The sequence below is a fragment of the Mycobacterium sp. SMC-18 genome, from assembly GCF_045310895.1.
In the GTDB taxonomy this organism is placed as follows: domain Bacteria; phylum Actinomycetota; class Actinomycetes; order Mycobacteriales; family Mycobacteriaceae; genus Mycobacterium.
Genome location: NZ_JBJIAL010000042.1, coordinates 34,951 through 47,704, shown reverse-complemented (window position 1 = coordinate 47,704; position 12,754 = coordinate 34,951). Strand labels below are relative to the sequence as shown.

The 12,754-nt window shown below is 66.0% G+C and carries 12 protein-coding genes; 3 read left to right on the top strand and 9 right to left on the bottom strand.

What is annotated here, in order from left to right:
* Positions 1-87: 87 nt before the first annotated feature.
* The 5 genes from ACJH6J_RS25340 to ACJH6J_RS25320 all read right to left on the bottom strand — a co-directional run bounded on the left by ACJH6J_RS25340 (position 88) and on the right by ACJH6J_RS25320 (position 5,405).
* The gene (locus tag ACJH6J_RS25340; protein ID WP_406784766.1) at positions 88-681 is read right to left on the bottom strand and encodes a DsbA family protein; all 594 of its coding nucleotides are present in this window, start codon (positions 679-681) and stop codon (positions 88-90) included.
* 96 nt (positions 682-777) lie between these two features.
* Positions 778-2,262 carry a SulP family inorganic anion transporter gene (locus ACJH6J_RS25335; RefSeq protein ID WP_406784750.1) on the bottom strand — a complete coding sequence of 495 codons (1,485 nt, stop codon included), beginning with the start codon at positions 2,260-2,262 and terminating at the stop codon, positions 778-780.
* Positions 2,263-2,291: 29 nt separating this feature from the next.
* Entirely contained in the window at positions 2,292-3,041 is a 750-nt protein-coding gene (locus ACJH6J_RS25330; RefSeq protein ID WP_406784749.1) for an ABC transporter ATP-binding protein, read from the bottom strand.
* A complete protein-coding gene (locus ACJH6J_RS25325) occupies positions 3,038-3,925 on the bottom strand; it encodes an ABC transporter permease (RefSeq protein WP_406784748.1) in 888 nt (295 codons plus the stop codon). Before ACJH6J_RS25325 ends, ACJH6J_RS25330 begins: the two co-directional genes overlap by 4 nt.
* A 28-nt stretch (positions 3,926-3,953) precedes the next feature.
* Entirely contained in the window at positions 3,954-5,405 is a 1,452-nt protein-coding gene (locus ACJH6J_RS25320) for an ABC transporter substrate-binding protein (RefSeq protein ID WP_318987119.1), read from the bottom strand.
* A 201-nt stretch (positions 5,406-5,606) separates the two neighbouring features.
* Here ACJH6J_RS25320 and ACJH6J_RS25315 point away from each other — a divergent pair, with 201 nt between their 5' ends.
* Both ACJH6J_RS25315 and ACJH6J_RS25310 read left to right on the top strand, forming a co-directional pair.
* Positions 5,607-5,975: a YidH family protein gene (locus ACJH6J_RS25315; protein WP_212812461.1), complete on the top strand. Its 369-nt coding sequence runs from the start codon at positions 5,607-5,609 to the stop codon at positions 5,973-5,975.
* A complete protein-coding gene (locus ACJH6J_RS25310; protein ID WP_212812462.1) occupies positions 5,972-6,292 on the top strand; it encodes a DUF202 domain-containing protein in 321 nt (106 codons plus the stop codon). Before ACJH6J_RS25315 ends, ACJH6J_RS25310 begins: the two co-directional genes overlap by 4 nt.
* Before the next feature lie 332 nt (positions 6,293-6,624).
* Here ACJH6J_RS25310 and gyrB read toward each other — a convergent pair whose 3' ends face one another.
* The 4 genes from gyrB to ACJH6J_RS25290 form a co-directional block, all read right to left on the bottom strand.
* The gene (gene gyrB / locus ACJH6J_RS25305) at positions 6,625-8,538 is read right to left on the bottom strand and encodes a DNA topoisomerase (ATP-hydrolyzing) subunit B (RefSeq protein WP_406804712.1); all 1,914 of its coding nucleotides are present in this window, start codon (positions 8,536-8,538) and stop codon (positions 6,625-6,627) included.
* Between the two features lie 62 nt (positions 8,539-8,600).
* On the bottom strand, positions 8,601-9,953 hold the full coding sequence (locus tag ACJH6J_RS25300) for an arylsulfatase (protein WP_406804711.1): 1,353 nt from the start codon (positions 9,951-9,953) through the stop codon (positions 8,601-8,603).
* Between the two features lie 70 nt (positions 9,954-10,023).
* Positions 10,024-10,728 carry a GntR family transcriptional regulator gene (locus ACJH6J_RS25295; RefSeq protein ID WP_318987130.1) on the bottom strand — a complete coding sequence of 235 codons (705 nt, stop codon included), beginning with the start codon at positions 10,726-10,728 and terminating at the stop codon, positions 10,024-10,026.
* 219 nt (positions 10,729-10,947) lie between these two features.
* Positions 10,948-11,823, bottom strand: coding sequence for a formylglycine-generating enzyme family protein (locus tag ACJH6J_RS25290; RefSeq protein WP_406804710.1), 876 nt, complete (start codon positions 11,821-11,823; stop codon positions 10,948-10,950).
* Between the two features lie 82 nt (positions 11,824-11,905).
* Between ACJH6J_RS25290 and ACJH6J_RS25285 the strand changes: the two genes are divergently transcribed.
* Positions 11,906-12,751, top strand: a complete 846-nt coding sequence (locus tag ACJH6J_RS25285) for an NYN domain-containing protein (protein ID WP_406804709.1) — start codon at positions 11,906-11,908, stop codon at positions 12,749-12,751.
* Positions 12,752-12,754: the final 3 nt, after the last annotated feature.

The following is a 12,754-nucleotide window of genomic DNA, read 5'->3' as shown; positions in this document are numbered from 1 at the left end:
ACTCACAACACACACGCGCCACAGAGCGCCTTGAGGCACCCCGCCCCAAAACCGCCTTATTCAGCAGGCTCCTAGGCGTGGTCCTGGTCAGGCCGGCAGCCGACTCAGCCACTCCTCGTCGTTGACGACCTGCCCATCGATGACGACGAGCGGCACCCCCGGCTCCGGAAACTCATGCAGAAGCTTGAGGTTGTTGGCGGCGATGACTTTGGCGTCGTAGCCGACGGGCAGGCCGAGCCGGATCAGGTCCTGCGCCGACTGCGGCGCACCCGCCCGACCAGCCAGCTCGGCCAACTGGTCGTTGCTCAGGTCCGTGTCGCCGCCTTCGCGTGGCTGGTTCTCCTTCGAGAAGATCTGCTGGATGAAGCGCCACGCGACCTCACTCGACTTCGATTCGCCGGCCGCGACGAAGGCTGCGTAGATCGCGCGCCGGTCGTATGTGCCACTGGCCGAGTACTTTTCGAGGAAGTTCACCAAGCGGACGTTCACCCGCAGCGCGCCGCTGTCGATGCGCCGCCCCAGCTCCTCGCCGTCGGACCGGATCAACTTGCCGCTGAACGGGCAGATGGGATCCAGGTAGAGGTCGATCTGCCCGAGCGCGTGCGGGTCACCGATGGAGATGACGTCCCCGGCGGGCGCGGCCGCGGCGGCGTGCGCCTGGCCGGCGATCGGTCCGCCCATGAGCAGCCCGATCAGCAGCCCGACAACGACACCGAGGACACCTCGCCAGTTCACGTTCACGCCTCCATTCTGGCGCAACGGCGCGGCCGCTGGCCGCTAAATTCCGAGACGTCCCGACAACCGATTCAGCCGGTCCGAGCTCGCGTCGTCGAGACCAACGAACTGCACCGTCTTTCCGCGCGACGCGTACTTCATCCGGATCGCATCCAGCGTCGCGACAGACGAGGCATCCCACACCGCGGTGCCCGACAAGTCCACGACGACGTCGGCGGGGTCACCCGCGTAGTCGAACTGATGAACCAGATCGTTGCTCGATACGAAGAACAGGTCGCCGCTCACCCGGTACGTCCCCGGCTCCATCAACGACACCGAGGTGAAATGCGCGACCCGGCGCGCGAAAGCGACCATCGCGGCCAGCACACCGAGCGCGACGCCGATCGCCAGGTTCCCGGTGGCGACGGTCGCGCACACCGTGATGACCATCACAAGAGTTTCGCTGCGCGGCAACACTTTCAGCGTCCGCGGCGCCACGCTGTGCCAGTCGAAGGTGGCCACCGAGACCACGATCATCACCGCGACCAGGGCCGCCATCGGGATCCGGCCGACCAGGTCCCCGAGGGCCAGCACCAGGATCAGGACGAACACCCCGGTGAGTAGCGTCGAGAGCCGCGTCCGGGCGCCGGCGATCTTGACGTTCATCATCGTCTGCCCCACCACTGCGCAACCACCCATGCCGCCGAACAGCGCGGTCACCACGTTGGCGATGCCCTGCCCGCACGCCTCCCGGGTCTTGTTCGACGGCGTATCGGTGATGTCGTCGACGAGTTTGGCCGTCATCAGCGATTCCAGCAGCCCGACCAGTGCTGCCCCCACCGCGTACGGCGCGATGATCTGCAGCGTCTGCAGATCGACCGGCACGTGCGGTATACGGGGCATCGGCAGCGAATCCGGCAGGGCCCCTTGATCTCCCACGTTCGGGACGTGCCACCCGAAGGCCACGACCGCCACGGTCAGCACCAGCACCACGACCAGTGGTGGCGGCACCGCGGTGGTCAGCTTGGGCAGCAGCACCATGATCGCGATGCCCGCCGCGGTGAGCGGATATACCAGCCACGGCACGTCGATCAGGTGCCGAAGCTGGGCGACAAATACCAGGATCGCGAGTGCGTTGACGAAGCCGACCATCACGCTGCGCGGAATGAACCGCATCAACTTGGCGACCCCGAGAAACGCCAGCAGCATCTGGATCACCCCGGCCAACGCGATGGTGGCCACCAGATGCCCGACGCCGTGTTCGTGAGCCACCGGCGCGACGACCAGTGCCACCGCCGCCGTCGCGGCCGACACCATGGCCGGGCGTCCCCCGGCGAACGCGATGGTGATCGCCATGGTCACCGACGAGAACAGCCCAACGCGGGGGTCGACGCCCGCAATGACGGAGAAGGCGATGGCCTCCGGGATCAGCGCCAGCCCGACGACCAGACCGGCCAGCACCTCAGTGCGCAGCACGGCGGGTGAGCGCAGGGACGGCCGGTCGGCACGGGATGTGGACGCGCGGAACCCGAGCAGGGTGATGCTCATCGAATCTCCTTGGCGGAAAGCCAGTTTGGTCAGGCAGCCGGGCGATGGCCGAGGAAGTCCAGGATGTCGCGGCGGCGCCGCTGGTAGGACTCCTCGAATTGCGCCTCGGGCGTGCGGGGTTGCTCGATGGTGATGACATCGGCGACAGTGGCGGGCCGGTGGCTGAGCAGCACAACCCGGTCAGCCAGCAGCAGCGCCTCGTCGACGTCGTGGGTGACGAACAGCAGCGTCATCTTGTGTTGCTCCCACACCGACATCAGCAGCTGCTGCATCTCCAGCCGGGTCTGCGCGTCCAGCGCGCCGAACGGCTCATCCATCAGCATCACCCGCGGCTTGCAGGCCAGAGTGCGGGCCAGCTGCACCCGCTGGCGCATACCGCCTGAGAGCTGGCTCGGCAGGTGATCGAGGTAGGCACCGAGTCCGACCTGCTCGAGCCGTGCCGTCGCCGTCTCCTTGAGCTCCTTGCCGCGCACGCCACGGAGCTTGAGCGGAAACTCGACGTTCTTGAGCGCACTGCGCCACGGAAACAGCGCGTCCTCCTGAAACACCATGGCGCACTGGGCCGCATTGCCGGTGACGGGTGCCCCGTCCACCGTGGCGGTGCCGCCCATGGGCTTGAGCAGCCCGGCCAGCGCCCGCAAGATGGTCGACTTGCCGCAGCCGGACGGCCCGAGGAAGACGACCACTTCGCCACCCTCGATGGCCAGGCTGATGTTGGCGGCGACCACACCATTGAAGCCCAGTTGCAGCTGCTGCAGATCGACGGCGCCGGCGCTCATCGGGCGGCCCTCGGCAGCCAGCGGTTGACCCGCCGTCCGACCCGCTCCACCAACCACGCGGTACCGAGTCCCAGCGCACCGATGGAGATCATGCCGACCACGACACCGGCGTAGTCGAGCAACCCGTAGGCCTGCCACGTGTAGTAGCCGATGCCGTACTGGCCCGAGATCATCTCGGCGCTGACCACGCAGATCCACGCCACACCCATCGCGACCGAGAGTCCGGCGAAGATGCCCGGCAGCGCTCCCGGGATGATCACGTGGAGCAACAACGACATTCGGCCGGCGCCCATGGTCCGTGCGGCTTCCTCCCACACCTTCGGCATCGAGTCCATGGCGTGGATGGTGCTGACCACCACCGGGAAGAACGCGGCGAAGAACGTGATGAACACGATCCCCTGCTCGCTGGATGGGAACAGCAGGATGGTAAGCGGCACCAGCGCGATCGCCGGGATGGGCCGAATCAGTTCGATGAACGGCCGCAACGTCATTCGAGCGATCTCCGAGCGGCCGATCAACACACCCAACCCGATGCCGATCACCGCCGCCAGACCGAAGCCCAGCAGAATGCGCTGCAGGCTCGCCAGCAGGTCGTCATAGAAGCCGCTCGAGCTGGCCCGCGCCATCAGCGTGTGGAACACAGCCTCCGGCGCCGGCATCCGGTTGAAGCGCAACCATGCGACGACGTTGTGGGCCGTCAGCAGATGCCACAGCGTCAGAAAGACGGCAATTGGGATGAGTGGCAGCAGCAGTGCCGGGACCCGCCGTGCGGCGGACGTCGACAGCAGGTCGGCCATTTTGTGCCGCAAAGACTTTCCGGTGCGGTTCGCCGGTGACCACAGTCGAGGGACGGCCAACGTGGGTCTGGTCATGAGCTCGGTCATGCGTTTCCTTTCTCTCCTGATGGTGTGATCAGCCGGCGGTGCGGGACTGCCCGATGGCAGCGGCGTAGCCGACGGAGACTGCTTGTGGGTGATTGGTCCGGTAGGTATCGGCGCCTGCGGCGGTGGCGAAGGGCTTGTACCGCTGGGTCGGCGGCACGGCCGGATCAGCAAGCCAGACAGCGTGATCGGCGAAGATCCGCAGTCCGGTCAACGTGTCGGGTACATAGGAGGCCCGGACGTGCGGTGTCGCGGCCAGGCGGCGCAGCAGACAGCTCGGGGTGGCGGAGACGGCGGTGGCGGTTCCGGACGTCCACACTTCGGAGGCCTGGGCCGTGTCGTTGACCGGCAGTCCGCACACCTCGTCGAATCCGGTGAGCGTCATCGGATTGGCGACACTGGCCTGCCGCTGAGCGTAGTCGGGTCCGAACAGCTGCCGCAGGTATCCGTCGTTGACAAACTTGGGAACGTCGAAGTCCTTTGTCACCGCGCCGCGCCCCACCAGGTAGGCCTTGATCGGCTTGAACGCCGCCAGCACCTGGTCCTTGAGCGTCATGTCGAAGCTCACGAAGCCGTTGGGACCGTTGTAGAGGTAGATCACTTCGGGCTCGATCCCGGTCAGCGCACTGACCCGCAGGGCCGACTTGAGCGGATGGGCGACGATCTCGTCGGTGGTGCTCTTCATCGCCCGCAGGAACGCCGCCATCACCTCGGGATGGCCGTCGACGAACTGCCGGCGCGCGACGACACCGTGGAAGGTGGGCACATTGTTGTCGCCGCCGTCGTAGAGCAGACGCCCCTGATTGCGGTAGATCACCAGTTGTGGCCACGGCACGAACTGCGCGAGGGCGTCGACCTGACCGCCGTCGATCGACGACGCTCCGACCGACGGATCCTGATTGACGATGTGCAGCGAGTCCTTGTTGATGCCAACGGTTTTCACCGCGGTGGATAGCATGCCGTCGCCGGCCGAGCCGAGGCTGGTGGACACCTTCTTACCGGTCAGGTCGGCGAGCGTGCGCGCCGACGAGTCCGACCGCACCACGACCTGATTGAGCGAACCACGCAGGTTGTAACCGGTGGTCGCGACCAATTCCGTTGCCGCGTCATCGTATTTGCGCGTCTTGGAGCCGTTGGTGAGCAGCGGGTAGTCGCCCATCGATCCGATGTCGACATGTGTGGCGATCATCTGCGCCGTCAGCGGCGCACCGGACGCGAAGTCCTGCCACACCACGCGATATTTCGTGTTGGTCGCCGCGCCCAGTTGCTTGAGCTGGTTCTCGAAGTCACCGCGATCGCGCAGCAGCGTGCCGGCGTTGACGGTGTTGATGGTCTTGGATTGGTAACCGACGTTGACGACGACGGTCGGTTCCGACAGCATGCCGCACCCCGTCAGCAGTTGGGCCCCACCAACCGTGAGTGCGGTCAGCAGAGCAACCGAGCGGGCCTGCCACGGGCTGCCAGTTCGCTGTTGCTTGTCCATGTCCACAAGGGTCAACCGCTTCTGTTACCTCGCTGTCATCTGAGGTTGCGCGGTAGTTACGCCATCTACGAGGGCCGAAACCGCAGGTCAGGCACCCATTCGCGCCGATTGCGCCGCGCCGCCGATACCGTGAATTAACACTCTGTTACGCCACCTCGAGCGCCCTGGCGTGACACAGAGTTATCGGAAAGTCTTGTAGCCATGGACATTTCGAGCGTGACGTCCACGCGTACCCCGATCGAGCCCGACTACCGGTTCACCCTCGCCAATGAGCGTACGTTCCTGGCCTGGCAACGCACATCGCTCGGGCTGATGGCCGCCGCGGTGGCCGTCGTCCAGTTCATGCCGGAGCTGGCGATACCGGGCTTACGGCACGTGCTGGGCGTCGGCGTCGGCGCCATGGCGGTGCTGACGGCGGTCACGGGACTGCGGCGCTGGACCCAGGTGGACCGGGCCATCCGCAACGACGAGCCCCTGCCGCCGGCCTCCGCCCCCACGTTCCTGACCACCGGACTGGCGCTGATCGGACTGATCACCATCGTCCTGGCGATCAGCGCCACGGTGCGATGACGCTGGCCCCGGATCGCGGCCTGCAGTCCGAACGCACGGCGCTGGCGTGGAATCGCACGGGGCTGGCGATCGCGACCTCGGGTGTTCTGGTGTTGCTGCGCAACGCCGATACGTTCCACGGCGGTCACGACGCGACGCGCATCGTCCTCGTGGCCGCTGTCGCGGTGCTCGCCGCCGTGGTGTGCGGCTTCGGCGCGAGCCGGCGCCGGCAGTTGGCCCGCGGACACTATTCTGCGATGCGGTACCTGCCGGCGGTCGGTCTCGCAGTGATCGCCGAGGGCATGCTGGTGCTGATGTACCTCATGCCGCTTGGCTAGGGCGTCTCGATTTGGCGCCGTCGCTCCTCCTCGATGGTGTCGCCAGTCTGACGAGTCGCTGACCTGACCGATGCCGCTGCGTCCACCTGATGAGCCGGCCGGACCTCTGTGCTCATCATGTCGCATCCGGAGCTGTCAGCTGAGGCTGACAAGGTCAGCCTGTGTTGACATCGTCAGCGCACGTTGACGGGTCCAGACCGCACATGCCGCAGGGAGAGACGACGTGCGGGCCAATCAACGCGAAGTGATGTCGACCAACACAGACCGGTACCCCTTTGGCACATGTGGAACTGGACACAAGGGTTTGTCTTTGTGAGATAAACGCTGGTCCCTCACACGTCGAGGAAACGAATGTCCTTGGCGTTACGCACGATAAAGCTTCGGCGCGCTTCGACGTCCTCACCCATCAGGATCGAGAACAGTTCGTCGGCGGCCGCGGCGTCGTCGAGTGTCACCTGACGCAGGACGCGGATGGACGGATCCATGGTGGTCTCCCACAGCTCCTTGGCGTCCATCTCACCCAGACCCTTGTAGCGCTGGATACCGTCGTCGGTGTTGATCTTCTTCCCCGCTGTGAGCCCCGCGTCCAGGAGTGCATCACGGTGCCGGTCGGAATACGCGAATTCCGGTTCACCGCGTTGCCATTTCAGCTTGTACAGCGGCGGCTGCGCCAGAAACACGTGGCGATACTCGATGAGGGGTCTCATGAAGCGGAACAGCAGCGTCAGCAGCAGCGTCGAGATGTGCTGACCGTCGACGTCGGCGTCGGCCATCAGCACGATCTTGTGATACCGCAGCTTGGAGATGTCGAACTCGTCGTGAATACCGGTGCCCAGGGCCGTGATGATGGCCTGGACCTCGTTGTTCTTCAGCACGCGGTCGATGCGCGCCTTCTCGACGTTGATGATCTTGCCGCGCAGCGGCAGAATCGCCTGGAACATCGAGTCCCGGCCGCTCTTGGCCGAACCACCGGCCGAATCGCCCTCCACCACATACAGTTCCGACTTCGTCGGGTCGGTGGAGCGGCAGTCGGCCAGCTTGCCGGGCAGACCCCCGATGTCGGTCGCGCTCTTGCGCCGCACCAGCTCCCGCGCCTTCCGCGCGGCGACACGGGCCTGCGCCGACGACGCCACCTTGGTGACGATGACCTTTGCCTCCGCTGGATTCGCCTCAAACCAGTGCGTCAGCTCCTCATGACAGACCTTCTGCACAAAGGACCGGATCGCGGCATTCCCGAGCTTGGTCTTGGTCTGCCCTTCGAACTGCGGCTCAGCCACTTTCACGGAGACGATGGCGGCCAGTCCCTCCCGGATGTCGTCACCGGTGAGGTTCGGGTCTTTGTCTTTCAGCAGTTTCTTGTCTTTGGCGTACTTGTTCACCACTGAGGTCAGCGCCGCGCGGAAACCTTCTTCGTGGGTACCACCCTCGTGCGTGTTGATGGTGTTCGCGAAGGTATGCACCGACTCCGAGTAGCCGGCGTTCCACTGCATCGCGACCTCGACCTGATGTCCGTCTCCCGCGCCGTCGAACGCGATGATGCTCGGCTGGATGGGCTCTTTCACGCGGTTGAGGTGCTGGACGTAGTCGATCAGCCCGCCGGGGTGGTGGAAGACGCGGGTGTCGGCGTCATCGCGGCGCCGGTCGGTCAGCGACAGCACCAGCCCCTTGTTGAGGAATGCCATCTCCTGCAGGCGGCGCGCAATGGTCTCGGCGCTGTACTCGGTGGTCTCGAAAATCTCTGGGTCCGACCAAAATCGGACCGTGGTGCCGGTGCGGGTCGACGGCGTGCCCTGCTGCAGGGTGCCGGGCACCGAGCGGTCGTAGTGCTGGGACCATTCGTACCCGTCCCGGTGGATACACACCTCGAGCCGCGTCGACAACGCGTTCACCACCGAGACGCCGACGCCGTGCAGGCCACCGGACACCTGGTAGGAGTCGCCGTCGAACTTGCCGCCGGCATGCAGTTGGGTCATCACGACGTCGACGGTGGGAATACCGGTGGCGTGCATGGCGACCGGGATACCGCGGCCGTCGTCGCTGACCTCGACGCCGCCGTCGGCGAGCAGCGTGACATCGACACGGCTGGCGTGGCCGGCCATGGCCTCGTCGACGCCGTTGTCGACCACCTCCCACACCATGTGGTGCAGGCCGCGCTCGCTGGTCGACCCGATGTACATGCCCGGGCGTTTCCGGACGACGTCGAGCCCTTCGAGGATCGTGATCGATTGGGCGCCATAGCTGGACACGGCTGCACTCCTTCGACAGTCGGGCACGGCCCCCGACGTGCGGGGGCCGTGCTGGGCTGGTGCTATTGGTTGCGGGCAGGGACGAAATCGATGGGCGCTCCGGCCGGGATGAGTTGTTCGGTTTCGACGCTGGCCTCGAATTCCTGGATGAACCGGTAGGCGTGTTGCATCACCCACCACCGCACCCAGGTCTGGTTGACGGCCTCGCGTTCCTTCGGGTCCTCGAGGAGGTTGGTGATGCGGGCGAAGCCCAGCGGGATTTCGGGGTCGTGGAAGTGCTGCTGCCGTTTGAAGTTGATCTTGAACTGCGACCACTTCACCGCGTGCAGCTCCTCGTTGAGCCAGACCATGCAGCCGTCGCGCTTGGATTCCTCTGCACCGCCGAAGAATTCGCGTTGGTCGATGCCGTCGATGATGCGGTCGTCGGGCACGTCGCAGCCCACCCAGCGCAGCAGGGTCGGGAACATGTCGGTGACGTGCACCATCTCGTTGCTCTCGCGCACCGGCACGTGACCGGGCCAGCGGATCAGGCACGGCGTCCGGATGCCGCCCTCAGCAGAGCTGAAGTAGGAGCCGTCGAAGAAGCCCGCGGTACCCCGGCCGGCCAGATGGTCCTCGGCGCCGTTGTCGCCGGCCATGATCACGATGGTGTTGTCCTCGATGCCCAGCTCGGCCAGGTAGTCCAGGATGCTGCCGAAGTCGTGGTCGAGCATCAGCAGTGAGTCGCCCCAGTTGCCGTTGGTGCTCTTGCCCTTGAACTCGGGACGGACCTCCATCGGGAAGTGCATCAGCGAGTGGTTGTGGTACAGGTAGAAGGGCTTTCCAGCGTCGACGCTGCGCTTCATGAAAGCCTTTGCCCGGCGGTCGTATTCGCCGTCCACCTCACCCTTGAGTTTGACCGTGAGCTGTTGGTCGGTGTCCTTGACGCCGCCTTCCTTGGTGCCGTCGTACATGTAGGAGTAGCCGTCGCGTTCGGCTTTGTACCAGGGGTCGTCGGGCCACAGGCATTCGTCGTAGGTGCGGGCCGGGCCGTACCACTCGTCGAAGCCGTGATCGGTCGGCCAGCGGCCGTCCTCGGCGCCGATGTGCCACTTGCCGAAACATGCGGTGGCATAACCGGCTTCGGACAGGATGTCGCCCATGGTGCGTTCCCACGCGACGATGCCGCCGCCGTTGCCGCCGAGGGCGATGGTGTGGTTGCCGGACCGGATCGGGTACCGGCCCGTCATCAACGCCGATCGCGTTGGCGTGCACTGCGGTTCGACGACGAAGTGCGACAGTTTCAGCGATTCGGCGGCGAAGGCGTCCATTCGGGCCGTGTCGGCGCCGCGCAGAATGCCGCCGCCGTAGCAGCCGAGCTCTCCCATGCCGAGATTGTCGACGTGAAAATAGACGATGTTGGGTTGTTCGGGCATGGCTGTACTACCTCTCTATCGATTGCGTTAATCGGTAAGGGGTTCGGGTGATTGATTGCAGAGGTGCCGACTACGGTGGCGGCGGCGCGGAATCTCTTGCGGCGGTGGTGATCAACGAACAGCGGTCGCCGCGGTACCGCACGGTCTCGAGGTCGAAGGGTGTGCCGTCTTCGAGGTGGGTCAGCCGGTGTAGCAGCAGAAGCGGTGCGCCAGGACGGATTTGCAGGAGCTTGGCGGTGTCGGCGTCGGCCGAGACCGATTCCACGGTGATCTCGGCCCACCCCAGGCGCATCCCGAGTTCGGTCTCGATCAGCGCGAAGACGTCCTGGTCGGCCAGATTGGCGTCGACGGGGATGGCCCCGATCCGCAACGACGTGGTGTCCAGGGACAGTGGTACGCCGCCGACCGACCGCAGGCGCTCGATGAAGAGAATCGGCGCACCCTCGGGCACTTGGAGTTTCGCCGCGACGAACGGCGAGGCGACCGACTCACGCGCCGACATCACGGTGTTCTCCACCGGAAGTTGATGCCCGGCAAGCGATTCGGCGAGGCCTTCCAGTCGGTCGATCCGCTGGCTGAGCTTCGCGCCGGTGACGAACGTCCCGGCGCCCTGCACCCGGGTGATCAGCCCCTCACCGCGCAGCAGCTCCAGCGCCTCACGAATTGCGTTGCGACTCACGCCCAATTCGGCGGCCAGCTCGTTCTCCGGCGGCAGCATCGGCCGCGCCGCGGCCAAGCCTCCGTACACACCGTCGAGGATCTGGCCGCGCAACACATCACGCGCCCACCGGGCCGCGTCGGCGCGGGTGCCCGCATACTCCCGGGCCGCAGGACGGGGAAAGTCCTTCGGCGGGATGTGCGGGCGGCGGGTCATGACCTCACTGTGCCACCGATGACCACGGGTGGCGATACGTACAGTGTTACGCCACCTGATCTCACGTAAAGCCCTAGGCCAGGGACTATGCGGCGGCGTTTGGGCGCCGCTTTCGCCACCTCAGTCGGCGATGCAGCGGAAGCCGATGTGCGACGTCGCGCTGTCCTGCGACTGCGACGACCGCGCCGCGGGCCGGTAACGGTGGCAGTATTCCGGCGCGCACAGGTGCGAGCCGCCCTTGAGGGTCTGCATCACCGACGGGTCACCGCCGGGCGGCGGACAGCAGCCGGACACTTCAGGAGCGGCGCTGTGCCGTGGCGTGTACCGGGTGGTGGTCCATTCCCACACATTGCCGATCATGTCGAACAACCCAAAATCGTTGGGCGGGAACGTGCCAACCGGAGACGTGCCGACCCAGCCTCGTGCTCCCGTGTTGCGGTACGGGAATCGGCCCTGCCACGTGTTGGCCATCAGCTGGCCGTCCGGCCGCACTTCGTCACCCCAGGCGTAGGCCGTGGTCGCACCCGCGCGCGCGGCGTACTCCCACTGCTCTTCGGTGGGCAGCCGCCGGCCTGCCCAGGCCGCGTACGCTGCAGCGTCCGGGTAGGCGACCTGCACCACCGGATGATCGAGGCGGTCGGCGATCGACGACTCCGGCCCGAACGGATGCTGCCAACTTGCCCCGGGCACCCACGCCCACCATTGCCGCCAATTACGCAGATCGACCGGGCCCGCCGTGGGGTGGAACACCAACGCCCCGGGAACGAGCTCATCAGCGGGAACGCCAGGAAAGGCGGCTGGGTCCAGCTCCTGCTCGGCGACGGTGACATACCCGGTGTCCGCGACGAATTCGGCGAACTGACCGATGGTGACCGGGTGCCGTTCGATCGAGAACGGCGCGACGGTCACCTCGTGCACCGGCGCTTCCTCGGGGTAGAAATCCTGTGAACCCATGCGGTACGACCCGCCGGGGAGCGCAGCCAGTTCCGTGAGCATTCCGACAGGTTAACCAGCCGACGGACGATGCGCCTGCGAGGTTTCGCGCCACAGCGCTCCCCCGATGCACCACACTGGGTTCATGACGGACACCGCCGCCACCCGCGTCGCGGTCTACCTCGACTTCGACAACATCGTCATCTCCCGCTACGACCAGGTCCACGGCCGCAACTCATTTCAGAAAGACAAGGCCAAGGGACTCGATCCCGACAAACTGACCCAAGCCACCGTCGACGTCGGCGCGGTCCTCGACTTCGCGTCATCCTTCGGCACGCTGGTGCTCACTCGCGCGTACGCCGACTGGTCCGCTGACGTCAACGCGGGCTACCAGCAGCAGCTCGTCGGCCGGGCCGTCGACCTCGTTCAGCTGTTCCCGGCAGCCGCCTACGGCAAGAACGGCGCCGACATCCGGCTCGCCGTCGACGCCGTCGAAGACATGTTCCGACTGCCCGACCTCACCCACGTGGTGATCGCCGCCGGCGACTCGGACTACATTCCGCTGGCCCAGCGCTGCAAGCGGCTCGGCCGGTACGTGGTCGGCATCGGCGTGGCCGGCTCCTCGAGCCGCGCGCTCGCCGCGGCCTGCGACGAGTTCGTCACCTACGACGCCCTGCCCGGCGTGCCCGTCCGCGAGCCTTCTCCAGAACCGGCCAAACGCACACGCCGCAGCACCAAGACCGAGCACGACCCCCAGGCTGCCGCCACCGCCCTGCTGACTCGCGCGCTACATATCGGGCTGGAGAAGGACGACGTCGACTGGCTGCACAACTCGGCGGTCAAGGCGCAGATGAAGCGCATGGATCCGTCATTCAGCGAAAAGGCTTTGGGATTCAAGTCTTTCAGTGACTTCTTGCGCTCGCGCACCGACGTCGTCGAGTTGGACGAGAGCTCGACGACGCGGATGGTGCGGCTGAAGAGCGCGCAGTAACGC

What these genes read in the sequence shown, in the direction of transcription:
- ACJH6J_RS25340 (WP_406784766.1), bottom strand. Translation starts at nt 681, where the DNA reads ATGGGCGGACCGATCGCCGGCCAGGCGCACGCCGCCGCGGCCGCGCCC.
- ACJH6J_RS25335 (WP_406784750.1), bottom strand. Translation starts at nt 2,262, where the DNA reads ATGAGCATCACCCTGCTCGGGTTCCGCGCGTCCACATCCCGTGCCGAC.
- ACJH6J_RS25330 (WP_406784749.1), bottom strand. Translation starts at nt 3,041, where the DNA reads ATGAGCGCCGGCGCCGTCGATCTGCAGCAGCTGCAACTGGGCTTCAAT.
- ACJH6J_RS25325 (WP_406784748.1), bottom strand. Translation starts at nt 3,925, where the DNA reads ATGACCGAGCTCATGACCAGACCCACGTTGGCCGTCCCTCGACTGTGG.
- ACJH6J_RS25320 (WP_318987119.1), bottom strand. Translation starts at nt 5,405, where the DNA reads ATGGACAAGCAACAGCGAACTGGCAGCCCGTGGCAGGCCCGCTCGGTT.
- ACJH6J_RS25315 (WP_212812461.1), top strand. Translation starts at nt 5,607, where the DNA reads ATGGACATTTCGAGCGTGACGTCCACGCGTACCCCGATCGAGCCCGAC.
- ACJH6J_RS25310 (WP_212812462.1), top strand. Translation starts at nt 5,972, where the DNA reads ATGACGCTGGCCCCGGATCGCGGCCTGCAGTCCGAACGCACGGCGCTG.
- ACJH6J_RS25300 (WP_406804711.1), bottom strand. Translation starts at nt 9,953, where the DNA reads ATGCCCGAACAACCCAACATCGTCTATTTTCACGTCGACAATCTCGGC.
- ACJH6J_RS25290 (WP_406804710.1), bottom strand. Translation starts at nt 11,823, where the DNA reads ATGCTCACGGAACTGGCTGCGCTCCCCGGCGGGTCGTACCGCATGGGT.
- ACJH6J_RS25285 (WP_406804709.1), top strand. Translation starts at nt 11,906, where the DNA reads ATGACGGACACCGCCGCCACCCGCGTCGCGGTCTACCTCGACTTCGAC.